This window comes from Allobosea sp. 05T433 (assembly GCF_056396065.1).
Genome location: NZ_JBFTKS010000007.1, coordinates 108,052 through 130,730, shown reverse-complemented (window position 1 = coordinate 130,730; position 22,679 = coordinate 108,052). Strand labels below are relative to the sequence as shown.

The 22,679-nt window shown below is 64.6% G+C and carries 18 protein-coding genes and 1 pseudogene; 12 read left to right on the top strand and 7 right to left on the bottom strand.

Translation table 11 applies throughout. The features are described 5' to 3' along the window. Positions 1-119: 119 nt before the first annotated feature. Together AC1DGP_RS11995 and AC1DGP_RS11990 are read left to right on the top strand one after the other, a co-directional pair. The gene (locus tag AC1DGP_RS11995; protein ID WP_476832178.1) at positions 120-1,877 is read left to right on the top strand and encodes an AsmA family protein; all 1,758 of its coding nucleotides are present in this window, start codon (positions 120-122) and stop codon (positions 1,875-1,877) included. Positions 1,878-2,002: 125 nt separating this feature from the next. After that, on the top strand, positions 2,003-2,302 hold the full coding sequence (locus AC1DGP_RS11990) for a hypothetical protein (protein ID WP_441505953.1): 300 nt from the start codon (positions 2,003-2,005) through the stop codon (positions 2,300-2,302). A gap of 80 nt (positions 2,303-2,382) precedes the next feature. Here the strand turns inward: AC1DGP_RS11990 and gyrA are convergent, their stop codons facing one another. Next, entirely contained in the window at positions 2,383-5,097 is a 2,715-nt protein-coding gene (gyrA, locus tag AC1DGP_RS11985; protein WP_441506012.1) for a DNA gyrase subunit A, read from the bottom strand. A 356-nt stretch (positions 5,098-5,453) separates the two neighbouring features. Between gyrA and AC1DGP_RS11980 the strand changes: the two genes are divergently transcribed. Next, positions 5,454-6,086 carry a MarC family protein gene (locus AC1DGP_RS11980; protein WP_441505954.1) on the top strand — a complete coding sequence of 211 codons (633 nt, stop codon included), beginning with the start codon at positions 5,454-5,456 and terminating at the stop codon, positions 6,084-6,086. Positions 6,087-6,218: 132 nt separating this feature from the next. On the opposite strand, the gene AC1DGP_RS11975 is transcribed toward AC1DGP_RS11980, so the two are convergent. Further along, positions 6,219-7,397, bottom strand: coding sequence for an E22 family MetX-like putative esterase (locus tag AC1DGP_RS11975; protein WP_476832177.1), 1,179 nt, complete (start codon positions 7,395-7,397; stop codon positions 6,219-6,221). 90 nt (positions 7,398-7,487) lie between these two features. After that, positions 7,488-8,603, bottom strand: a complete 1,116-nt coding sequence (locus AC1DGP_RS11970; protein ID WP_441505956.1) for a M20 family metallopeptidase — start codon at positions 8,601-8,603, stop codon at positions 7,488-7,490. A 175-nt stretch (positions 8,604-8,778) separates the two neighbouring features. On the opposite strand from AC1DGP_RS11970, the gene AC1DGP_RS11965 reads away from it, so the two are divergent. The 3 genes from AC1DGP_RS11965 to AC1DGP_RS11955 all read left to right on the top strand — a co-directional run bounded on the left by AC1DGP_RS11965 (position 8,779) and on the right by AC1DGP_RS11955 (position 10,166). Beyond that, a complete protein-coding gene (locus AC1DGP_RS11965) occupies positions 8,779-9,132 on the top strand; it encodes an ArsR/SmtB family transcription factor (RefSeq protein WP_441505957.1) in 354 nt (117 codons plus the stop codon). Positions 9,133-9,134: 2 nt separating this feature from the next. Then, the gene (locus tag AC1DGP_RS11960) at positions 9,135-9,629 is read left to right on the top strand and encodes an SRPBCC family protein (RefSeq protein WP_441505958.1); all 495 of its coding nucleotides are present in this window, start codon (positions 9,135-9,137) and stop codon (positions 9,627-9,629) included. Between the two features lie 102 nt (positions 9,630-9,731). Beyond that, entirely contained in the window at positions 9,732-10,166 is a 435-nt protein-coding gene (locus tag AC1DGP_RS11955; protein ID WP_441505959.1) for a VOC family protein, read from the top strand. Between the two features lie 482 nt (positions 10,167-10,648). Here the strand turns inward: AC1DGP_RS11955 and AC1DGP_RS11950 are convergent, their stop codons facing one another. Beyond that, positions 10,649-11,185: a single-stranded DNA-binding protein gene (locus AC1DGP_RS11950; protein ID WP_441505960.1), complete on the bottom strand. Its 537-nt coding sequence runs from the start codon at positions 11,183-11,185 to the stop codon at positions 10,649-10,651. 396 nt (positions 11,186-11,581) lie between these two features. On the opposite strand from AC1DGP_RS11950, the gene uvrA reads away from it, so the two are divergent. Beyond that, positions 11,582-14,503, top strand: a complete 2,922-nt coding sequence (gene uvrA, locus AC1DGP_RS11945) for an excinuclease ABC subunit UvrA (protein WP_441490033.1) — start codon at positions 11,582-11,584, stop codon at positions 14,501-14,503. A 437-nt stretch (positions 14,504-14,940) separates the two neighbouring features. After that, positions 14,941-15,438: an invasion associated locus B family protein gene (locus AC1DGP_RS11940; RefSeq protein WP_441489723.1), complete on the top strand. Its 498-nt coding sequence runs from the start codon at positions 14,941-14,943 to the stop codon at positions 15,436-15,438. A gap of 33 nt (positions 15,439-15,471) precedes the next feature. Here the strand turns inward: AC1DGP_RS11940 and AC1DGP_RS11935 are convergent, their stop codons facing one another. After that, positions 15,472-16,551, bottom strand: a complete 1,080-nt coding sequence (locus AC1DGP_RS11935; protein WP_476769770.1) for a citrate synthase/methylcitrate synthase — start codon at positions 16,549-16,551, stop codon at positions 15,472-15,474. Positions 16,552-16,635: 84 nt separating this feature from the next. Between AC1DGP_RS11935 and AC1DGP_RS11930 the strand changes: the two genes are divergently transcribed. Next, positions 16,636-17,781, top strand: a complete 1,146-nt coding sequence (locus AC1DGP_RS11930) for a citrate synthase family protein (protein WP_476832176.1) — start codon at positions 16,636-16,638, stop codon at positions 17,779-17,781. Between the two features lie 19 nt (positions 17,782-17,800). Here the strand turns inward: AC1DGP_RS11930 and AC1DGP_RS11925 are convergent, their stop codons facing one another. Together AC1DGP_RS11925 and AC1DGP_RS11920 are read right to left on the bottom strand one after the other, a co-directional pair. Next, complete coding sequence (locus AC1DGP_RS11925; RefSeq protein ID WP_441505962.1) at positions 17,801-18,475, bottom strand: RraA family protein; 675 nt, start codon at positions 18,473-18,475, stop codon at positions 17,801-17,803. 116 nt (positions 18,476-18,591) lie between these two features. After that, positions 18,592-20,145: a phospholipase D family protein gene (locus AC1DGP_RS11920; protein WP_441506014.1), complete on the bottom strand. Its 1,554-nt coding sequence runs from the start codon at positions 20,143-20,145 to the stop codon at positions 18,592-18,594. Between the two features lie 284 nt (positions 20,146-20,429). Between AC1DGP_RS11920 and AC1DGP_RS11915 the strand changes: the two genes are divergently transcribed. The 3 genes and pseudogenes from AC1DGP_RS11915 to AC1DGP_RS11905 all read left to right on the top strand — a co-directional run. Further along, positions 20,430-21,287 carry an endonuclease/exonuclease/phosphatase family protein gene (locus AC1DGP_RS11915; protein ID WP_476832175.1) on the top strand — a complete coding sequence of 286 codons (858 nt, stop codon included), beginning with the start codon at positions 20,430-20,432 and terminating at the stop codon, positions 21,285-21,287. Between the two features lie 215 nt (positions 21,288-21,502). Beyond that, complete coding sequence (locus tag AC1DGP_RS11910; RefSeq protein WP_441505964.1) at positions 21,503-22,138, top strand: pyridoxamine 5'-phosphate oxidase family protein; 636 nt, start codon at positions 21,503-21,505, stop codon at positions 22,136-22,138. Positions 22,139-22,153: 15 nt separating this feature from the next. Then, positions 22,154-22,504, top strand: a pseudogene (locus AC1DGP_RS11905) (SH3 domain-containing protein); the annotation flags it as partial. Positions 22,505-22,679 lie beyond the last annotated feature (175 nt).

Genomic DNA, 22,679 nt, shown 5'->3' with positions numbered 1-22,679 from the left:
CGATCCACAGCTTGTATGCCGGAAATAGGCTCCTCAACTCGACAAGCCGCCCGGCATCGTCATAAACAATTTTAGCTTGACCTCCGGTTCGATTCCGGTTGCAGCCCGGCCGAAGGCCCATGACACGACGCGTTTCCATTCTCGCCTATTCGCTCGCCATCGGCCTGGTGCTGCTTGGCCTGCAATCCTGGGGCGTTGCCGTTGGGCTGGTCGAGCGACATGTCGTTGCCCGCATCGAGGATCGCACCGGCCTCAAGGTGACCAGCCTCGAGCATGCGAGCATCGTCCTTCTGCCTTTGCCGCGGGTCGAGCTCTCGCAAGTCAGCTTCAAGCAACATGACGGCCTGCTCTCCGGCAAGGCGTCGCAGCTCAAGGCCCGCGCCCGCCTGCTGCCGCTTCTGGCAGGGCGCCTCTCCTTCGACCGGATCGATCTGATCTCTCCCCAAATCGATGCCACAGTTTCAGGCAGGGACGATGAGCTCTCGGAATGGCTCGCGCCGCCCCTTGCCTATCTCACCAGCCTCACGAACCAGAGCCGGATCGTGATCATTTCGGGTTCGGTCTTTGCGCGGGCCGAAGGCGCGATCCGCACCATCCTGCGCGATGTCAATCTGATCATCGAGGACCGCGACCCCGAGGAGCCGATCATCGCCTCGGGCTCCGTGACCTGGCGCGGCGTCGCGACCAATCTCAGTGTTGTCTGGCCGGTCGCCGGGGAAAGCGCCAGGCTCTCCTTGTCCGCGACCTCCGAACGGATGAACCTGCGCCTTGACGGCATACGATCCGGCCTGCGCGAGCCGGTCTTCAATGGGCAATTGAGCCTCTCGACGCCGTCGCTCCCGGAACTGTTCGACTGGTTCGGTGAAACGCCCCGCCTCGCGCCTGCCATCGGACAGCTCAGCATCGCCGCTGAAGCCCAGATCAAGGCCAACGAGATCTCGCTCAGCAACGCAAGCGCCATCTTCGACGGGGACCGCCTCGACGGCGCGATCATGCTCGGCGAAGCCGGCCAACGCTGGTCCCTCTCCGGAACACTCGCCGGCGCGACGCTCGATCTTGGCCGCATGACCAATCGGCTCGGCCTGCCCAAACCCGGCACCGGGCTCGCCAACCCGACGCCGCTCGAATTCGAGGCCTGGACGGCGCATGACATCGACCTGCGCGTCTCGGTGGATGCCGCCCGCCTCGGCGGCGCCCGTCTCAGTGATGTCGCGACCCAGTTGCTCGTCAAGAAGGGCCGCTTCGAGGCCGGGCTGCTTCGCGCGACTGCCTATGGCGGCAGCGTCAAGGGCCGCCTGCTTGCGAGTGCGACCCCGAACACCATCGACGTGAAGCTGCAAGGCAATCTCGACCGGATCAATCTCGGGCAAAGCGCAACCGACCTGCCCGAACTGCCGAGACTGAGCGGGCAAGGCAATCTGCAGTTCGCGCTGGATGGCACGGGCACCACGGCCGAGGCCGTTCTCGCCTCCTTGAACGGAAAGGCGAGCCTCAGTCTGCGTCAAGGCGAGCTTGGCGGCTTTGCTTTCATCGACCTGCTGCGTCGTGCCGAGCGCAATCCTGTGGCGGCCCAGCGGGAATGGCGGCAGGGCAAGACGCCATTCGACAGCGCGAGCGCTACGGCGAATGTCGCCGATGGCATCGCGACAATCACTGATGCCCAGATGACGGGCCCGACCTATCGTCTCACGCTCGCAGGCCAGGCATTCCTGCAGCAAGGCTGGATCGAGATGGCCGGCCAGCTGGCCCAGCAGAGCGGCTCCCTGACGGTGCCCCTCGTCCTGCAGGGCCCGCTCGAAGGTCCATCGCTGGCGCTCAACTCGGAAGCCACCTTGCGTCCTGCCGGCAGCACCCTGCCAAATCTCCTGACGCGCTGACGGTCGCCCGGCTTAGTCAGCCACCACCCGCGCAGATTTGAGCCGCGGCCTGCCCCCGCAGCCTCGCAATTGACCTGTCCACGGACCGGGTGTTTCCTCATCGCAGTCAGCGCGGAAACCACGCCATGCGTGCACCAACGGGATCGATCGTCGGGCTCTGTTCCGCCTCAGCCACCATGTTTGCAATGGGGATGGCGTTCCTCGGCTACTGGGGTGTGCATGAGCCGGTGCCATGGCGGCGGCTCGACATCGTCATCGTCACCCTGGCCTTTGCCGGCTTTGCCTCACTGGGCTCGGTCACCTGGATCGCAACCACACCCGTATCAGCAGATAGTGACGAGAAGGTCGTACCCGCCCGGCGGGCCTTCGCCCTGGGCGTGTTTGCGATCTGGCTGTCTGTTCTTGTCGCGGTCCTGGCGGCATGACGTCGAGAATGTTCGACATCATGCCTCGGTTGTTCCACAGCCCAAGCTTCAGGTCATTTCAAACCTGAAACAAGCCGGCTTCAGCCTTCCTGAGCAGGCTCGTCCGCAGGCGCAGGGCCTTCGTCCTCGGCCTCGTCGTCCCCTGCATCACCGATGCATTCGACCGAGACGACCTTCTCACCGGCTGCGGTGTTGAACACCGTGACACCCTGGGTCGAGCGGCCGGCAATGCGGATGCGGTTGTCCGGTCCCTTGTCGACCGGCACGCGGATCACCTGCCCGCCATCGGTCACGAGCATGATCTGGTCCGTATCGACCGCGGGGAAGGAGGCGATCAGCTTGCCGTTGCGCTCGTTCACCACCATGGCGACGATGCCCTTGCCCCCGCGTCCGGTGACCCGGTACTCGAAGGACGAGGTGCGCTTGCCGTAGCCCTTCTCGGACACCGTCAGGATGAACTGCTCCGCAGCACCCATCTCGGCATATTTCTCCTGGCCGAGTTCGATATCGCTGGCGGCCTCCTCGCCCTCGCTCGCCTGGACCGGCTCGGAGGTGTCGTCGCCTTCGCCATTCAGGGCCTTGCGGGCAGCAGCAGCGCGCTTGAGATAGGCGGCGCGCTCATCCGGCGTCGCATCGAGATGATGCAGGATGGCAAGCGAGATCACCTCGTCGCCATCGGCGAGGTTGATGCCGCGCACGCCGGTCGAGTCGCGCCCCTTGAAAACGCGCACTTCGGGCACGGCGAAGCGGATGCACTGGCCGGCCGCCGTGGTCAGCAGCACGTCGTCATGCTCCGAGCAGATCTGGACGTCGACGATGGAGTCTCCCTCGTCGAGCTTCATCGCGATCTTGCCGTTGCGATTGACCTGCACGAAGTCCGAGAGCTTGTTGCGGCGGACATTGCCCGTCCGGGTCGCGAACATCACGTCGAGCCGCTCCCAGCTCTCCTCATCCTCCGGCAACGGCATCACCGTGGTGATGCGCTCATCCTTCTCCAGCGGCAGCATGTTGTTGAGGAACTTGCCGCGTGCATTCGGCGCCGCCAGCGGCAACCGCCAGACCTTCTCCTTGTAGGCCTGGCCGCGCGAGGAGAAGAAGATGATCGGCGTATGGGTGTCGGCAACGAAGAGCCGGGTGACGAAATCCTCGTCCCTGGTCGACATGCCCGAACGGCCCTTGCCGCCACGCTTCTGCGCCCGATAGGTCGAGAGCGGCACGCGCTTGATGTAACCGGCATGGGACACGGTCACCACCATGTCCTCGCGCGCGATCAGGTCCTCGTCGTCGAGATCCGAACCCCAGTCCTGGATCACCGTGCGACGCGGCGTGGCGAAGGCAGCCTTCACCTCGGTGAGCTCGGTCTTGATGATCGACTGGATACGGGCGCGTGAGCGCAGGATCTCGAGATAATCCGCGATCTCGGTTGCGAGCTTGGCGAGTTCTTCGCCGATCTCGTCGCGGCCGAGGGCGGTCAGGCGAGCAAGGCGCAATTCGAGGATCGCCTTGGCCTGCGCATCGGACAGGCGATAGGTGCCGTCCGGGTTGAGCGGATGACGCGGATCGTCGACCAGTGCGATCAGCGGCGCGATATCCTCGGCCGGCCAGTTGCGATCCATCAGCGAGGCGTGCGCAGCCGCCGGGGTCGGCGCGGTGCGGATCAGGCGGATGACCTCGTCGATATTGGCGACGGCGGTGGCAAGGCCGCAGAGCACATGGGCGCGTTCGCGCGCCTTGTTGAGCAGGTAGCGTGTGCGCCGGGAGACGACCTCCTCGCGGAACTCGATAAAGGCCGAGATGAAGTCCTTGAGGTTCAACACCTCCGGCCGACCGCCATTGAGCGCGACCATGTTGGCGCCGAACGAAGTCTGCAACGGCGTATAACGGTAGAGCTGGTTCAGCACGACATCGGCCATGGCGTCGCGCTTGACCTCGATGACGACACGCACGCCCTCGCGGCTGGATTCGTCACGCAGATCGGAAATGCCTTCGATCCGCTTCTCGCGAACCAGATCGGCGATCTTCTCGACCATCGAAGCCTTGTTCACCTGGTAGGGAACCTCGGTGACGATGATCGCCTCGCGCTCCTTGCGCAGCTCCTCGATATGCGTCTTGGACCGCATCACGATCGAGCCACGACCGGTGTGATAGGCGGAGTGGATACCGCTCTTGCCCATGATCGAGGCGCCGGTCGGGAAGTCCGGACCAGGTACGATCTCGATCAGGTCGTCGATCGAGAGCTCGGGATCGTCGATAAGCGCGATACAGGCATCGATCACCTCGCCGAGATTATGCGGCGGAATATTGGTCGCCATGCCGACCGCGATGCCGCCCGCGCCGTTGACGAGCAGGTTCGGATAACGCGCCGGCAGAACCCGCGGCTCATGCTCCTTGCCGTCATAGTTCGGCTGGAAATCGACGGTGTCGAGGTCGAGATCCTCGAGCAGCGGCATCGCCGCCTTGTCGAGCCTGGCCTCGGTATAACGATCGGCCGCCGCGGAATCGCCATCCATCGAGCCGAAATTGCCCTGACCGTCGATCAAGGGCAGGCGCAGCGAGAAATCCTGCGCCATGCGGACCAGCGCGTCATAGACCGCCATGTTGCCGTGCGGATGGTACTTACCCATCGTATCGCCGACGATGCGGGCGCATTTGGTATAGGGCCGGTCCGGCAGGTTCTTGTTCTCGTGCATCGAGAACAGGATGCGCCGGTGCACCGGCTTCAGGCCGTCGCGGACGTCGGGAAGAGCGCGGCTGACGATCACGCTCATGGCGTAATCGAGATAGCTCTTCTTCATCTCGTCAGTGATGGCGATCGGCTTGATGTCGCCGCCGAAATGCGCGTCTTCCGGCTGGCCGCCGCGCGTGCCGTTGTCGTCTTCGCTCAAGGGATGAGGTCCCGTTTTCTACGATTTTTCAAGCTTCTGGCTATCCGATTCCGCCCCGCGAAGCCAGCAAAAGACGAATCTCTCCAGAGAAATTAAAACCGTTCCTTGTCAACGCGTTACGAGTCGTTTTCGACTCACTTTCCGAGCCCTCCCACATTGCCGCCATGTTTGACCGGCGCGAGCGCGTGACGGAGCCGGAAAACCGCTCGGCAAATTTCGCTCCTACGCCTAGTGACGCGGGCTCGGCAGCATGCCTAAGCTCCACGATGTTCCTGGAATATCTCACCTCCGCCCTCGTCACACTGCTGGTCACCCTCGATCCGCCGGGTCTCGCACCGATCTTCCTGTCCCTGACGCGCGGCATGTCGGCCGACGAGCGCAGGCAGGTCGCGGTGCGCGCCTGCATCATCGCCTTCGGCATCATGGCCTTCTTCGGACTTGCGGGCGATATCGTGCTGAAGGCGCTCGGCGTCTCGCTGCCGGCCTTCCGCATCGCAGGCGGGCTGCTGCTGTTCTGGATCTCGTTCGAGATGGTGTTCGAGCGCCGCAACGAGCGCAAGCAGGCGACGGCCGAGACCGCAATCACTCTCGACCACATCCGCAACGTTGCCGCCTTCCCGCTCGCCATCCCCCTGATGGCAGGCCCCGGCTCGCTGACCGCGATGATGCTGCTCGCCGGACGCGCCAATGGCGATCTCGCCATGCTCGGCTCGCTGGCGGTCATCTGCGGGCTGGTGATCGCCTCATGCCTCGTGACCTTCCTCATGGCGACGCCGATTGCGCGCCTCCTTGGTGTCACCGGCAATGTCGTTCTGACCCGTCTGCTCGGCGTGATCCTTGCCGCGCTCGCCGTGCAATTCGTCATCGATGGCGTGCGGGCCGTGGTCGGAGGCGGCTAGGACGTGGCCGCCCCCCTTGAAAGGGGCATCACAGTCATGGCCAGGCTTGCCCGTTCATCGGCGCATGTGCCGCTCATCATCGTTCAAAGGCCCATGCCCTGTGCAGGACCGAGCATGAGACGCCGACGCGCCTCACTTCTCCAGGAAGGCCCGGATCGCCCCTTCGGCCTGCTTCATCGAGATGACGCCGTCGAGATGCCCACGCGAGCCCTGGATGGTGATGTGGGAGATGTCGACGCCGCCCTGCTTCATGCCATCGACCGTGCTGGCGATGGTATCCGCAGTGAAGACCAGATCCTTCGGCTGCGTGATCAGCAGCACCGGCGCCTTGATCTTCGACGCGCCATTGGCGAGCGAGGTTCCGCCAGCGGCAAAAAGCTGGTTGGCCTTCACGAGATAGAGGAAATGGTTCGCGTCTGACAGCTTGGCGCGCGCCTCACCGGCATTGTCGAGAATGCTCTGGAYCTGGAACCTGTTTCCGAGCGCTTTGKCGGGGTCCTCACCTTCCTTGGCGGGCCTGCGCCCGAAGGTGCCATTGGTCCAGTCACGGTGGTTCGCCTGCAGCGTCACCACTGCCAGCGCCTTGGCGAGGCCGGCATTGGGCGGGGTGCCACCGTAATAGTCGCCCTTGTTCCAGTTGGGATCGACCAGGATCGGCGCCGCCCAGACATCGAGCCAGGCGATGAGCTGCGCATCGGCTTCGGCCGCGCCGATGACCGGCATCGCCTTGGCGACCATCTCCGGATGGCTTGCTGCCCATTCCCAGGTCTGGAGCGCGCCCATGGATGGGCCGGCGACCAGCGCCAGCTTCCTGATACCCAGGCTCTCGACCAGTGCCTTCTGGACATTGACGAAGTCGCCGACCGTGACGATCGGGAAATCGAGCGCGTAGGGCTTCCCGGTATCGGGATTGAGCGAAGCCGGGCCGGTGGTCGTCGTCTTCGGATCGCCGGTGTTGAGGTTCACCAGCGTATCGGAGGACAGGACGAAGTACTTATTGGTGTCGATCGCCTTGCCGGGACCGACAATCGCATCCCAGTAGCCTGGCGCGGCATCCCTTGCGTCGTACTTGCCGGCGGCATGCGAATTGCCCGAGAAGAAATGGCAGATCAGGATCGCATTCGACTTGTCGGCATTGAGCGTGCCGTAGCTCTCCCAGCCGACCTTGACGTTCTTGAGTGTGYGCCCGCCTTGCGTCGTGAAGCTCGGCAGCTCGAACACCTTCTTCTCGACCATCAGGTCCTGTGCCGCTGCCATTCCCGCCACCACCATGCAAGCAGCGCCAAGGGCGCCTGCGATCCAGTTCTTCATGCCGCTTCCCTTCCCAAGGACAGCCGTCACGCGGCCTTGGGAAGCATCAGAGCGGATTTCGGGCAGAAGCGGAAGCGGGAAGCCGAGCGCTCAGACCGTTTCGAGCAGCCCCTTGATCAGGGCTCGACGCGGTGCGATCGAGGAGATCAGGGCGTATTCCTCGAGCGTATGGGCGCCATTGCCGTCGATGCCGAGACCATCCAGCGTCGGCACGCCGAGCGCCGCCGTGAAATTGCCGTCGGAACCACCACCGGTCATCGGGCAGTCCTGAAGATCGAAGCCGACCTTCGCTGCAACGCCACGCGCTGTCTCGAACAACTGCGCGACCGTGCTCGACTTCTCATAGGGCGGCCGATTCATGCCGCCCGTCACCGTGATCTTCACATCGGGATCGCGGGGCGTGAGCCCAAGAATGCGGTTCTCCATCATCTGACCGTCGGCAAGCGTGGTGACGCGCACATCGACGCTGAACCAGGCATGCTGCGGAATCACGTTCGCCGCCGTGCCGCCGCCGATCAAGGCGACCGACGTGGTGATGCCGCGCGCATAGTCCGTCATGCCCTCGATGGCGAGGATCTGATGCGCCGCCTCGCGGATGGCGCTGCGTCCGTCAGCATGGCGTGAGCCTGAATGGGCCGGGCGCCCCTCGAGCCTGACGTCGAAGCGGCCGACACCCTTGCGGGCCGTGACGATGCGGCCACCTTCGCGCGCCGGCTCGGTGACCAGCACCGCCGCCGACTGCCGCCCGATATCCTCGATCACCGAACGGGTGGTCGGCGAGCCGATCTCCTCGTCGGGCGTGAACAGGAAGATCATCGGCCGCTTGGCCGAGCCCGCCTTGGCCACATCCTTGAAGGCTTGCAGGGCGAGCCAGGCACCGCCCTTCATATCATAGACGCCAGGACCATAGAGCCTGTCGCCCTCGATCCGGACAGGCAAATCCTTGGCACTCGTCCCGACCGGGTGGACCGTGTCGAGATGTGACATGACCGAAATGGCCTTCTCGCCATTATCGAGCCCGGCCCTCAGGATCACGCTGTCTCCGAGGCCGTCGCGCCCCGGCAGGCGCTCGACCGCGATCGGCAGGCCTTCGACCTCCTTGGCGACGAGGTCCATCATGCCGTTCACGCCAGGAGCGTGATGGGTGGGGCTTTCCAGCGCGATCCAGACGGACAGGGCTGAGGCGGCGGGATCAGTGTTGCTCATGAGCGCTGCACATACGCCCGTTCCCCCATTGCGCACAAGGATTTCACACGCCGGGGCGGAGATGCCTGCCCCGCATGACAGATCGATCGGAAGGGCCGGGCTGCCCGCCCTCAGCCTTGACAACGGCTGCGCCACGTTAAATAACAACTACGTTATATAACCAATTGGTAATTAAATGACGCCATCCAGCCGGCTCGACACCACCTTCGCCGCCCTGGCCGATCCGACACGGCGGGCGATCCTGGCACGCCTCGCCCTTGGCGAGGCTTCGGTGACCGAGCTGGCCCAGCCCTTCGCTATGAGCCAGCCGGCCATCTCCAAGCATCTCAAGATGCTGGAGCGCGCTGGATTGATTTCGCGCGGACGGGACGCACAACGTCGCCCCTGCCGGCTCGAGCCCCAAGCTCTCGCCGACGCAAATGGCTGGCTCGAAGGCTATCGCCAGTTCTGGGAGACGACCTTCCAGCGCCTCGACCTCCTTCTCGACGAGATGAAGGCCGAGAAAGGCATGAAACCCAAAGGAGAGTGACGATGATGACGACCGCCGATCTGTCCGTCTCGACGCCCAGCGACCGCGAGGTCCTGATGACCCGCCTCTTCAACGCACCGCGCGAGCTGGTCTTCGAGGCCATGAACCGGCCTGAGCTGCTGAAGAGGTGGTTGAGCGGCCCTCCAGGCTGGTCACTGCAGCATTGCGAGGTCGATTTTCGGGTCGGCGGCAGCTTCCGCCACGTCTGGCACGGACCGGACGGCACCGTGATGGGAATGGGCGGGATCTACCGCGAGATCGCGCGCCCTGAGCGTATCGTCCGAACCGAACTGTTCGACCAGGACTGGACCGGGGGCGAGGCCATCGCGACGCTGGTTCTGACGGAGCAGGCGGGCAAGACCGAACTCGCGCTGACCGTACTCTATTCCTCGCGCGAGGCCCGCGACGGCGCGCTCAGGAGCGGCATGAAGGAAGGCGTCGCCGCAAGCTACGGGAAGCTCGACACCCTGTTCGCTGAAAGGCGGCAGGCCGCCTGAGCCATTCCACCTGAGCCGTTTCACCGATCAGTTCCGGAAGCCCTGCACTCGCAGCATTCGGGCGACCGCCCCGCGCTCAGCAAGCAAGAGGAGGAGACGACCATGCAGAAGATCACCCCGTTCCTGTGGTTCGATGGCCAGGCTGAGGAGGCGGCAAAATTCTACACCTCCATCTTCAAGAATTCGAAGCTCGGCGGCGTCTCGCCTATGGCCGCATCCTTCGAGCTCGAAGGCCTGCAATTCACGGCACTCAATGGCGGCCCACGCTTCAAGTTCACGGAAGCGATCTCGCTCTATGTGAACTGCGAAACCCAGGACGAGGTCGATTACTACTGGGACAGGCTCGGAGACGGTGGACAGATCCAGCAATGCGGCTGGCTGAAGGACAGGTTCGGCATCTCCTGGCAGGTCATCCCGTCAGTGCTGCCCAAGCTGTTGAGCAGTCCCGAACAGGAGAAGGCCGGCCGGGCCATGCAGGCGATGATGCAGATGCAGAAGATCGACATCGCCGCGCTTCAGAGGGCCTATGACGGCTAAAGCATCGGCCCGAAAAGTAGATTGCGGTTTTCGGGAAAGCCGATGCAAACACAGAAGCTTAGAACATCGGACCGGATATGATATCCGGTCCGATGTTCTAAGCGGCGCGCAGTCACGGCTAGGCCCGGCGCGCGCGTCAGACGCGCCTGACGTTCTAGAAGGTCGGGAAGCTCCGCGCTCAAGTCCGTTCCTCAGCTTGCGCGACAGCGCAGCTTCAGCCCACTCGTTATTGCGGGTGCCCGATAGACGGTCCTTCGCGCCTGGACGGCGGTCGGGTCTGACTGCTCGAGCGCGAATAAATGCAATCTCGCACCGAGATTCGCGATCTAAGTCATCGAATGCCGCTGGCCGCTCTTGGCAATGATGGAGGGAGAGCCGCCCCGTCCTTCGGATACCAACAAAAAGGCCGCTCCGAACGGTCGGGAGCGACCTTCTGATCCTGAGGAGATTGCGATCCGCAAAGCGGTTCGCCCTCGCTTGCCCTAGAACGGGATATCGTCGTCCAGGTGGGTGCTCGACGAACGCCCGCCGCCGCCGCTGGACATAGCCGGCTGGCGCGAGCCGCCACCGCTGCCCATCGGGCTCGAACGCCCGAAGGAACCGCCGCCGCCCGAACGGTCCTCGACCGAACCGCCGCCCTCGCCATACTCGTCCGATCCGCCCTGCCCGCGGCTGTCGAGAATGGTGAGTTCGCCGCGGAAGCGCTGCAGCACGATTTCGGTCGTGTACTTCTCGACGCCGGACTGATCCTGCCACTTGCGCGTCTGGAGCTGGCCCTCGATGTAAACCTTCGAGCCCTTCTTCAGATACTGCTCCGCGACCTTGGCGAGATTCTCGTTGAAGATCACCACCGAGTGCCACTCGGTCTTTTCCTTGCGCTCACCGGACTGCTTGTCGCGCCAGGTCTCGGACGTGGCGATGCGCAGATTGACGACCGGCTCGCCGCTGCCGAGCCGGCGCACCTCGGGGTCGCGCCCGAGATTACCGACCAGAATGACCTTGTTGACGCTACCAGCCATGAGAGGCTCCATTTCCTGCGCACATCTGCAAATCCGATCGACGACCGGAGCCGGACCCTAGCGCCCGCAGACGTCACTATCAACAATGTTCTTGCTTTGTTCAAGCTCGTTTTGCAGAGTTGTCCCCTGTCTTCATCAGGATTCGCGAGGCAGCCGCCGGAGGTCGGACGAGCCTCGGCGGACGGCGGCACCGATCGCCAAACCGGACGCCCTACTCCTGACGCGAATTGTCAGGAGAAAGACAGCAGCCTATCCCGCTGCATGATATTCATGCCTGCCAGACCGCCGTGAGGCTGGCATGGCCGGGCATTTGCCCTATCTCTACGCCTTACCCGAACGGACGCCCCGATGGCCCGCAAGACCTCTTTGGCTGAACAAGCCGCCACGCTTGAGGACATGTTCGACCGCAACCGCGCGGCCGATCCGAATGCACGCGTGATTTCCGTGCGCGGCGCGCGCGAGCACAATCTCAAGAATGTCGACCTGGCGATTCCGCGCGACAAGCTCGTGGTCTTCACCGGCCTTTCAGGCTCGGGCAAATCCTCGCTCGCCTTCGACACGATCTACGCCGAGGGCCAGCGCCGCTATGTCGAGTCCCTCTCGGCCTATGCCCGCCAGTTCCTCGAGATGATGCAGAAGCCCGATGTCGACCAGATCGACGGGCTCTCGCCGGCCATCTCGATCGAGCAGAAGACGACCTCGAAGAACCCGCGCTCGACAGTCGGCACCGTCACCGAGATCCACGACTACATGCGCCTGCTCTGGGCACGTGCCGGCATCCCCTACTCGCCGGCGACGGGCCTGCCGATCGAGAGCCAGACGGTCAGCCAGATGGTCGACCGGCTGCTGGAGTTGCCGGAGAAGACGCGCGGCTATCTGCTGGCGCCCGTGGTGCGCGGTCGCAAGGGCGAATACCGCAAGGAACTGGCCGACTGGCTGAAGCGCGGCTTCCAGCGCGTCAAGATCGACGGCCAGTTCTACGAGATCCCGGACGCTCCCGCCCTCGACAAGAAGTTCAAGCACGACATCGACGTGGTGGTCGACCGCATCGTCATACGCCCCGACCTCGCCGCACGCCTGTCCGACTCGCTGGAACAGGCTCTGGAGCTCGCCGAGGGTATCGCGGTCTTCGAATATGCCGACGAGAAGGAGGAGAGCGGCGAGGCCAGGCGCATCACCTTCTCCTCGAAATTCGCCTGCCCCGTCTCCGGCTTCACCATCCCCGAGATCGAGCCCAGGCTCTTTTCATTCAACAACCCGTTCGGCGCCTGCCCGACCTGCGATGGTCTCGGCCACGAGATGCGCATCGATGCCAATCTGATCGTGCCCGACAATTCCATCTCACTGAAGAAGGGGGCGATCGCGCCCTGGGCCAAGTCGACCTCGCCCTATTACGGCCAGACACTGGACGCGCTCGCCAAGCATTTCGGCTTCTCGATGACCAAGCCCTGGTCCGAGCTGCCGAAGCAGGCGCACGATGCCATCCTGTTCGGCACCGGCACCGAGCCGGTGCGGTTCGCCTATAATGACGGCCTGCGCGCCTATGAGGTGAAGAAGCCCTTCGAGGGCGTCATCACAAACATGGAGCGGCGCTGGAAGGAGACGGAGTCCGACTGGGCGCGTGAGGAAATCGGCCGCTTCATGTCCGAGACGCCCTGCGCCGCCTGCAACGGTTTTCGCCTGAAGCCCGAGGCGCTGGCGGTGAAGATCGCCGGTAGTCATATCGGCGAGATTTCCCGCCTCTCGGTTCGCGATGCGCTGGCCTGGGTCTCCGATCTGCCGCGCCATCTCACGCCGAAGCAGACCGAGATCGCGACGCGCATCCTCAAGGAGATCCGCGACCGCCTGACCTTCCTGCTCGACGTCGGGCTGGAATATCTGACGCTGGCGCGCGGCTCCGGCACGCTCTCGGGCGGCGAGAGCCAGCGTATCCGCCTCGCCTCGCAGATCGGCTCGGGCCTCACCGGCGTCCTCTATGTGCTGGACGAGCCCTCGATCGGCCTGCACCAACGCGACAATGAGCGCCTGCTCGGGACGCTGCGGCGCCTGCGCGACCTCGGCAATACCGTGATCGTCGTCGAGCATGACGAGGACGCGATCCTGACCGCCGACTACGTCGTCGATGTCGGCCCCGGAGCCGGCATCCATGGCGGCGAGATCGTCTCGAAGGGCACGCCGGAGCAGATCCTGGCCGACCCGAACTCGCTGACCGGCCGCTACCTCACGGGCGAGCTCTCGGTGCCGGTGCCGGCCAAGCGCCGCAAACCGCAGAAGGGGCGTTCGCTCAAGATCGTCGGCGCCAGGGGCAACAACCTCAAGGACGTCTCCGTCGAGATCCCGCTCGGGCTCTTCACCTGCATCACCGGCGTCTCCGGCGGCGGCAAGTCGACGCTGGTCATCGACACGCTCTACAAGGCCGTCGCCCGCAAGCTCAACGGCTCGATCGAGCATCCCGCCCAGCATGATCGCATCGAGGGCATGGAGCATCTCGACAAGGTCATCGACATCGACCAGTCGCCGATCGGCCGCACCCCGCGCTCCAATCCCGCGACCTATACCGGCGCCTTCACGCCGATGCGCGAATGGTTCGCCGGCCTGCCCGAGGCGAAGGCGCGCGGCTATCAGCCGGGGCGCTTCTCCTTCAACGTCAAGGGCGGGCGCTGCGAAGCCTGCCAGGGCGACGGCGTCATCAAAATCGAGATGCATTTCCTGCCCGACGTCTACGTCACCTGCGATGTCTGCAAGGGCAAGCGTTACGACCGTGAAACGCTCGAGGTGAAATACCGCGAGCGCTCGATCGCGGATGTGCTCGACATGACCGTCGAGGAGGCGAAGGACCTGTTCAAGGCCGTGCCCTCGATCCGCGACAAGATGGAAACGCTCTCCCGCGTCGGCCTCGGCTATGTCCATGTCGGCCAGCAGGCGACCACGCTGTCCGGCGGCGAAGCCCAGCGCGTGAAACTGTCGAAGGAACTCTCGAAGCGTGCCACCGGCCGCACGCTCTACATCCTGGACGAGCCGACGACCGGCCTGCATTTCCACGATGTCGCCAAGCTCATGGAAGTGCTGCATGAGCTGGTCGAGCAGGGCAATACGGTGGTGGTGATCGAGCACAATCTCGAGGTCATCAAGACCTCCGACTGGATCATCGACATGGGTCCGGAAGGTGGCGATGGCGGCGGCGAGGTCGTGGCTCAGGGCACGCCGGAGGATGTCGTCAAGGTCAGCCGCAGCCATACCGCCCGGTTCCTCAAGGAGGTGCTGGAGCGCCGACCGCTGAAGAAGCCCGCCAAGGCCCCCGCACAAGCGGCGGAATAGGTGTCGAGGAAACGCCGGCTGGCGCCTTGATTCGCGTGAAATTGCACGACCGGCCATGTGCCTGCCGGTGAATTCCGGTCGTTCCAATCATCGAGCGCGGATGCGGCCCCTCCGCTCTGCGTACGGCCCGCGGGACGTAAGGCCCGAAGCTGACGCACCGAGGCGCACAGCCACGTCTCGCAGTCAGGTCTCACAGTCAGGGTAGACCGGCGCCAGTGTGTCCGTAGCCTGCGACGGCAACTTCGCGGAGCGCCGCTTCTTCCTCAACGTTACGCATCTCGCGACATTCCGCCGACTTTCGCCCCGCCGGGCGATGCCGAAAGCAGCCGCGGGCGCGTGCCGCTGCGCCGCAAGGTCGCACGCGCTTTCCGCCGCCTTGTTTACGCCTCGTTAGGCTTCAGGTTCCATCCCTTGAGAACACAAAAGGAGATGAAGCAATGATGAGACTGGCGATCCCGGCGACCTTCGTATTCCTCGCGGTTTCGACCGGAGCAATGGCGAATCCGGCCAAGCCGCTCGGTCAGTTCAAGAACTGGAATGCCTCGTCCTATGCGAGCGGTAATAGCCAACGTTGCTATATCTCCAGCAACCCAATCGCTGAGAAACCTGCCGAGCTTCGCCATGGCGACGTGTATTTCTTCGTCCAGAGCGGCGAGAGCGCTGGCCGCACGGAGTCGAGTTTCCAGACCGGGTACGACTTCGCCAAGGATTCGACCGTCGAGGTCACGATCGGCGAGGAGCGCTTCCGCATGCTGACCGCCGGCCGCAATGCCTGGCTCCAGCGCGTCGAACGCGAGGGCGAGCTGTTCGCGGCGATGAAGGCTGGCGACGAGATGGTGCTCGCAGCGCGCTCGGCCCGCGGCAATGAGACCAGCTACACCTTCTCGCTGGACGGCGTGACCGCCGCCTCGCGGCAACTGCAGCAATGCAGCTGATGGCGGCAGCCGACGCTCACGGCAGCGAGCCCATCAGGCAGCGCGTCTCGGCGCCGGACCGACATAGGTTGACTGCGGGCGAATGAGCCGACCGCCGGCAACCTGCTCCTGGGCATGGGCGATCCAGCCGATCGTCCGTCCCATTGCGAAGACGCAGGTGAAACTGTCGGGCGGGAATGCGAGCGCTTCGAGCAGGAGGGCGGTGTAGAATTCGACATTCGTCTGCAATGCGCGGTTCGGCTTCCGCTCACGAAGAATAGCCAAGGCGGCCTGCTCGACCGCCTCCGCGTAAGCGAGGCGGCCGGAATCCGTATCGAGCTGGCGTATCGCGCGCTTCAATGCGTCGGCACGTGGGTCACGCACGCGATAGACGCGGTGACCGAACCCCATCAGGCGATCACCGCGCTGCAACGCGGCTTCCAGCCAGGCTCGTGCGTTGCCCACCTCGCCGATCTGGTCGAGCATGTCGATCACCGGCCCGGGCGCTCCCCCATGCAGCGGGCCCTTCAGCGCACTCAGCCCGGCCAGCACGGCCGACCCCAGTCCTGCCTGCGTCGACGCGACGACACGGGCGGCGAAGGTCGAGGCATTCAGCCCATGATCGCAAACCGTGACGAGATAAGTATCCAATGCCGCGGCCTGCGCCGGGCTGGCTGCCTCGCCGCGCATCATCCGCAGGATATCGGCCGAGTGGCCCAACCGCCCATCGGGCATGATCGGTGCGAGCCCGCGCTGCAGCCGTATGATCGCCGGCGTGAAGACGGCCGGTGCCGCCAGGAGGCGCAAGGCGGTCGCAGCATCATCGCCATCGGCCAACCGCGCCATCAGCGCGCGAAGCGCTTCGACCGGAGCTCGCCGGACAAGCGTCTCATCGAGACTGGCCACCTCGCCGAACACATCCACCCTGCCCTGGCCGAGCGCAGCTTCGAAGGCATCACCGGGCGGCAATGCGTCGAAGAAGCCAGTCAGCATCAACTGCGCCGCCTCGGCGAAGGTCACGCGGCCGGCAAGGTCGTCGAGACGATGCCCCCGGATGACCAGCTGGCCAGCTGCCCCGTCCACATCCGACAGGACCGTCTGTGCTGCAACGACATTTTCCAACCCATCCGACATCAGGCACTCCCTTGAAGAACTGCCTTGAGGATCGGTTCGGACCGAACTAGAATCAATCTTGAACAATAAAATCAATATATGGCAATGAGCGACTGGTTGACCGCGCAGGAGGTGATGACGCGTCTGCAGCTGAAGCCGCAGACGCTCTATGCCTATGTGAGCCGGGGGCGGATCGAAGCACGGGCGGATACCGGCGCCCCGCGGCGCAGCCTCTACCGCGCTGCCGATGTCGCGCGGCTGGAATACCGGAAGTCACGAGGGCGACGAAACGCGGCGATTGCCGAGGACGCCATCGCCTGGGGCGAGCCGGTGCTGGCATCGAGCATCACGACGATCGCGCATGGGCGGCTGTGGTATCGCGGCCAGGATGCCGAAGCGCTGGCCCGGGCCGCCCGTCTCGAGGATATCGCCCGCCTGCTCTGGGCCTGCGGCGACGCGCGCTTTCCGCCCCAGTTCAATATCGTCGGCCCGGGAACCGGCAATCAGCGGATGTTCGCGATGATCGCGGCACGCGCCGCAGCAGACCCGGTAATCGGCAGCCGGACCCCGAAGGCCTTGTATTTCGAAGCAGCCTCGGTGCTGGACGCACTCGTCGATGCGGTTGCCGGCCGTCCCGGCGAAGGCCCCATTCATGACCGCATCGCGCGCGCCTGGGGTTGCGACCCGACGGGTGCCGATTTCATTCGTACCTGCCTCGTCCTGCTGGCGGACCATGAGCTGAACGCATCGACCTTCGCGGTCCGCGTCACCGCCTCGACACGGGCCTCGCTGGCTGCCTGCGTCCTGGCAGGGCTGTCCGCGCTGTCAGGCCCCTTGCACGGCGGCATGTCGGCCCGGGTTCGCGCCTTCTTCGGCGAAGCGCGGCGGGAGGGTGTCGAGGCCGCGGTCCAATCGCGGCTGGCGCTCGGGACGCCGGTACCGGGGTTCGGGCACCCGCTCTATCCCGAAGGGGATCCCCGGGCGCGGGGGCTGCTGTCGGCCTTCGCTCTTCCCGCCGAATACCAGGAGATTCGTCGCGTCACGGAAGCGATCACCGGCGACGTTCCGAACATAGACTTTGCCTTGACGGCCCTGGCTTCCACACTGGGCCTGCCGCAGGACGCCCCCTTTCAGATTTTCGCTGCGGCACGGTGCACCGGCTGGATCGCCCATGCCCTGGAGCAATTTCAGACTGGCCGCCTCATCCGGCCGCGAGCGCGCTATGTCGGGGTGGCGCCGGGCTCGGCGTGACCCGAAACGGAGGTGCCCGCTAGAGCACACCGTGCCGTTCGAAAACCGAGCGCAAGCTCGCGCCGGCGAGAAGCTCCTCGCGCGTCGTGTCCTCCGCCTCGATCTTGGCAAGGGCGAGCTTCACCACCTCCTCGGCAATGCGCTGCGGCACGACCACCACGCCATCGGCATCACCGAAGATAAAGTCGCCCGGCTCGACCCTTGCTCCGCCGACTTCGACGGCCTCGTCGACCGCCATCATCTCAGCCCGCCCCCTGGTGTCGAGCGGGCCGATGCCGCCATGGAAGAGCGGGAAGCCGAGCTCGCGGATGCGGCGCACGTCGCGAACCAGCCCGTCGGTCAGGCAGCCGGCGGCGCCGCGCACCATCGAGGCCGTGGTCAGGAGCTCGCCCCAGGGCGCGATCCGGTCGGTCGGCCCGTCGCAGGCCAGCACGGCAATCTCGCCGGGTTTCAGGCTGTCGATCAGATCCATCTCGAGCGCGTAGGGATTATGGCCCTCGGCAAGGTGATAGCGCTTCATGTAGAGCCCCGTCCGGGCGAAGCCGCAGAGCATCGTCGCGTCGTCGAGCGGCCGCACGAACGGCTTCACCGCCTGGTTGGGAAAGCCGAGCTGATCGAGCACATCGGAAAGGACAGCGGAGTAGAGCCTGCCCTTCAAGGTTTCCAGATCAGGCAGGGCGGTCAAGGCTGACATCGCGATCTCCTCATGCGGTGCCAGCTTCCGTCCGCCATTCCGGTGCGTCAAGCCGCTCGGAGTTCTGCTCGTGGAACAGGGCGGGTTCCATTCGACAGAAAATCGCTCTGGCGGATCTATAGCTGCGACTGGATCGGCAAGAGGCCGACGATGAACGCCAGCGCGCGGCGGGACGGGCTTGCATCCGGCTCATGTCCGAGACGCCGCGGCTTGCCGTCGCGCTTGCCGTTCCAGTGCAGGCCGCCATCCTCGAGCGAGAGCTCGTAACTGACTTCAGGCGCCGTATCAGCCCTGAAGAGCTGCCGCATCTCGGCCACCAGTGCGGGTTGTTCGAACAGCACCCCCATCTCGGTGTTCAGCGAGGCCGAGCGCGGGTCAAAATTGAACGAGCCGATGAAGCCGGTCTTCCGATCGACCGTGAATGCCTTTGTGTGGAGGCTGGCGCCGCTCGAGCCGAATACGGAGATCTGCTGCCGGCTCGCATAGCGCTGCAGCTCGTAGAGACGCACGCCTCCTTTCAACAGACGCTCGCGGTACTGGGCATAGGCCCCGTGGACTGCAGCGACATCCGTCGCCGCCAGCGAGTTGGTCAGGATCGCGACATCGACCCCCCTTGCGACCAGACCGCTCAACTGCGCCGTCCCGTCGCTGCCGGGAATGAAATAGGGAGACGTGATCTCGAGCACATCCCGGCTGGCGGCGATGCTGGGCATGAGCGCGCCCAGCAACCAGTTCTCCCGCTTGCCGCCGAAAGCCTTCTCGGGTGGATCCGAAATGATCTTGGCCTCGCGTGCCCAGTGGATCTTCTCGGAGAGATTGAGCGTGTCCGTCAGCGACATGCGCTCGCGGACACGCTCGATATAGGGACGCGCGCGAGCGCTCTTGAGCAGCTTCGCGAGTGCGTTGCGCAAGCGCGCCAGCTTCGGTTGCCGCCAGGTCACCAGGGCATCGATCGGGATCACCACGTCGCTGTTCCAGAAGGCGTCGAAGACAGCTTCCGTCTGCTTCACCGCGGCTCCGACGAGCAGAACGTCGAGGTCTTGGAAGTTGGAGGATTTGGCAGCGGCGAAATATTCATTGCCGATGTTGCGGCCACCGACGATTGCCAGCCGACCATCGCTGATCCAGGCCTTGTTGTGCATCCGCCGCGTCACGGAGACCGCGCGCAGCACCATCTCGATGCCGCGCCGCAAGCCACCGCGCCGAGCCCGGCTCGGATTGAACAGTCTGACCGAGATGTTGGGATGCCCATCGAGCGAGAGATAGGCACCGTCCAGCCCGCGGGTGTTGATGTCGTCGATCAGCAGCCTCACCCGCACGCCACGATCGGCGGCAGCCAACAATTCGTGGGCGAGAAGCAGTCCGGTCAGATCGTTCTTCCAGACATAGTACATAAGGTCGAGGCTGCGCCCGGCACTGCGGGCCGCAACCGCCCTCGCCGCAAAAGCGTCGAGATTTTCAGAGAGCAGCAGGAGGCCGGTTTCGTTCTCGCGCCCGGCGACGAGCTGCGAGAGGATCCTGTCCAGCAGCGTCTCGTCATCGGCGACGGCCAGGGCGCTGGACGGCGGCCCCTTCGCACGCCGGGCGAAATGGCCATAGGAATAGGTTGCGATGGCCGATGCCAGGGCGAGCAGGCCAGCGAATGCAACGATGATCAGGAGCAAGTGCATCATGGTCGAGGAGAGGCCGGGTCGTCGCAGCGAGGAGCCACTAGGGCACTCGCGGCGAAGGTTGGATCCATCTCTCCTCTGCTAGATCTGGACGACAGATGAACGACCGCTTGCCGGACACAGTATCGAGAACAGCCCGGGACAGGTTGAACAGACTGCATTACGAATCGTTCTGTTACAAACAAACCTCTGCCCATCACCCTTCCGCCTAACGCCTCAGGAAACCGTTGTTCATGTTCCGGAAACGTCGGCTCCCGCGGGGGCTCAAATCCCTCGGACCGCTGATGGCCACGGCTTTGCGGCAACAGCGCAAATCCTATTCCAACGGCGATCACCGCGCGAGCCGCGGCAACACGCTGGTCGCCTCCTATAACATCCACAAATGTGTGGGCCGCGACCGGCGTTTCAATCCTTGGCGCACGATGAACGTCATCAAGGAGATCGATGCGGATGTGATCGCGCTGCAGGAAGTCGATCAACGCTTCGGAGAGCGCCTGGGACTGCTCGACCTTCACGCGCTGGAGCGTGAATGCGGGCTCACGGCCGTGCCGCTCCGGGCCACCCGCAACGGGCATGGCTGGCATGGCAATCTGGTGCTGTTCCGAGACGGCGTGGTCGACAGGGTCGAGCAACTCGTGCTGCCGGGTGCCGAGCCTCGCGGCGGCCTGGTCGTCGACCTGACATTGCGCGCCGGTCCGGTACGGATCATTGCCGTGCATCTTGGCCTGCTGCACCGCTCGCGGACGCGCCAGGTCCGGAGCATCCTCGCAGCCTCGGAGCCTCCCGACGGCCGCCCGGTCGTGGTGATGGGCGATTTCAACGAGTGGCGGATCGGCAGGCACTCGTCCCTGCAGGAGCTTCATCCGGATTTTGGACCGCTCGACGGTGCCGTGGCGAGTTTCCCGACGCGCTTTCCGGTCTGGTCGCTCGATCGCATCATCGCCAACCCGCATGATCTGGTTTCGCTCATCGAGGTTCACGACAGCCCTCTCGCCCAGATCGCCTCCGATCATCTGCCGATCAAGGCCGCGCTCAGCCTCGGACAGGCGGCTCGCCCCGAGCGTTCCCCCTCCCCGGGCGTGGTGACGGCTGGCCGGATAGAGCACGCCGCCCAGAGGCAGGGCGTGAAGAGCCCCATTTGAAGAACGGCTCCGGGGGCTCGCCCGTGACGCCCCGCCCCCTGGACTGAGCAACCATCATCAGCAAGAATCGCCTGTACCGCTGGGTAAGCACCCCCGCCATGCATCCGGGCGCGCCGCCTGCGGTGGCATCATCCGAGATCTGACGCTAGCTTGCACAACAATCGATCGCTTAGCCCGTCACGCGGTTGGCACCATGCAAGGGGCGAGAGGACTTCATGACTGCGACAGCCACCGAGCCGGCAGCGTTGATCGAGGATGCGGTTGAACTGCGGACGCATATCGGCCCGGTCAACCCGATCGCCGACAGCAAGGTGCTGAAGCATCTTGATCAGTTCTGCCGCGACTTTATCGCGCTCTCGCCCTTCCTTGTCATCGCCAGCGGTGACGGTGCAGGTGGTGCCGATGCCAGCCCGCGCGGCGATGCACCCGGCTTCGTCAGGGTCCTAGACGACAGGACATTGCTGATCCCGGACCGGCGTGGCAACAACCGGGTCGACACCTTTGGCAACATCCTCGCGTCGCCCGGCATCGGCCTGATCTTCATGGTGCCCGGCATCAACGAGACCCTGCGGGTGAACGGCCGTGCCAGAGTCACACGCGAGCAGGGCCTGCTGGAACCCTCGACCGTCCAGGAACGCACCCCGGTCACCGGCATGCTGGTCGAGATCGACGAAGCCTATTTCCATTGCGGCAAGGCGTTGATCCGCTCGAAGCTCTGGGACCCCGCGACGCAGGTTCCGCGGCACAGCTTCCCTTCGCTCGGCCGCATCGTGGCTGAACAGACCAAGGCGATCGGAGTGGCGGAAGCCGAAGCGAATCTCGCGGAGGGTTACAAATCGCGACTTTATTAGAGTTCAAGCTGCAGGATGCTTAGGGACAGGCGCCGCTTGATCGTCAAAGTTCGCTCGGCCCTGTTCGCCTGCCTGGTCGGGATCTGCTCGCCTGTCATTCCGGCGAGGTCCGAAGTCGCTGGCCCAGATTTCTGGGCCGTCACCGGCATTGCCGGACATGATGTCCTCGCCCTGCGCGCGGCGCCGAAGCCGTCAGCCGCCAGAACGGGGGTGGTTCCGTCCGACGGCCGGCGGCTGCAGAATCTTGGCTGCACCGGCGTGCCATCTCTGGCGGAATGCCAGCGAATGAGCCCGAAGCAGCAACGGGTGGCTCGGGCGGGGCGATGGTGCAAAGTCCGGTACAACGGCCGCACGGGTTGGGTCCGGGGGAAATTTCTGCGCGAGGCGGCGGTTAAGGCAACGGCCGGGGCTTGCGGTTTTCGGGAAAGCCGCTGCAAACACAGAAAGTTAGATCATCGGACCGGATACGAGATCCGGCCCGATGATAGGGACCGCTCGGCCACCGCCTTGAATGAAGCGGCCGAAGCTGCCGGGCGGGCGC

Excerpts from the sequence above, each read along its gene's own strand:
- AC1DGP_RS11950 (WP_441505960.1), bottom strand. The coding sequence starts at position 11,185 with ATGGCTGGTAGCGTCAACAAGGTCATTCTGGTCGGTAATCTCGGGCGC.
- AC1DGP_RS11970 (WP_441505956.1), bottom strand. The coding sequence starts at position 8,603 with ATGAGCAACACTGATCCCGCCGCCTCAGCCCTGTCCGTCTGGATCGCG.
- AC1DGP_RS11920 (WP_441506014.1), bottom strand. The coding sequence starts at position 20,145 with ATGCACTTGCTCCTGATCATCGTTGCATTCGCTGGCCTGCTCGCCCTG.
- AC1DGP_RS11980 (WP_441505954.1), top strand. The coding sequence starts at position 5,454 with ATGTTCCTGGAATATCTCACCTCCGCCCTCGTCACACTGCTGGTCACC.
- AC1DGP_RS11910 (WP_441505964.1), top strand. The coding sequence starts at position 21,503 with ATGACTGCGACAGCCACCGAGCCGGCAGCGTTGATCGAGGATGCGGTT.
- AC1DGP_RS11995 (WP_476832178.1), top strand. The coding sequence starts at position 120 with ATGACACGACGCGTTTCCATTCTCGCCTATTCGCTCGCCATCGGCCTG.
- AC1DGP_RS11915 (WP_476832175.1), top strand. The coding sequence starts at position 20,430 with ATGGCCACGGCTTTGCGGCAACAGCGCAAATCCTATTCCAACGGCGAT.
- AC1DGP_RS11955 (WP_441505959.1), top strand. The coding sequence starts at position 9,732 with ATGCAGAAGATCACCCCGTTCCTGTGGTTCGATGGCCAGGCTGAGGAG.
- gyrA (WP_441506012.1), bottom strand. The coding sequence starts at position 5,097 with ATGAAGAAGAGCTATCTCGATTACGCCATGAGCGTGATCGTCAGCCGC.
- uvrA (WP_441490033.1), top strand. The coding sequence starts at position 11,582 with ATGTTCGACCGCAACCGCGCGGCCGATCCGAATGCACGCGTGATTTCC.
- AC1DGP_RS11940 (WP_441489723.1), top strand. The coding sequence starts at position 14,941 with ATGATGAGACTGGCGATCCCGGCGACCTTCGTATTCCTCGCGGTTTCG.
- AC1DGP_RS11960 (WP_441505958.1), top strand. The coding sequence starts at position 9,135 with ATGATGACGACCGCCGATCTGTCCGTCTCGACGCCCAGCGACCGCGAG.
- AC1DGP_RS11990 (WP_441505953.1), top strand. The coding sequence starts at position 2,003 with ATGCGTGCACCAACGGGATCGATCGTCGGGCTCTGTTCCGCCTCAGCC.
- AC1DGP_RS11930 (WP_476832176.1), top strand. The coding sequence starts at position 16,636 with ATGAGCGACTGGTTGACCGCGCAGGAGGTGATGACGCGTCTGCAGCTG.
- AC1DGP_RS11935 (WP_476769770.1), bottom strand. The coding sequence starts at position 16,551 with ATGTCGGATGGGTTGGAAAATGTCGTTGCAGCACAGACGGTCCTGTCG.
- AC1DGP_RS11965 (WP_441505957.1), top strand. The coding sequence starts at position 8,779 with ATGACGCCATCCAGCCGGCTCGACACCACCTTCGCCGCCCTGGCCGAT.
- AC1DGP_RS11925 (WP_441505962.1), bottom strand. The coding sequence starts at position 18,475 with ATGTCAGCCTTGACCGCCCTGCCTGATCTGGAAACCTTGAAGGGCAGG.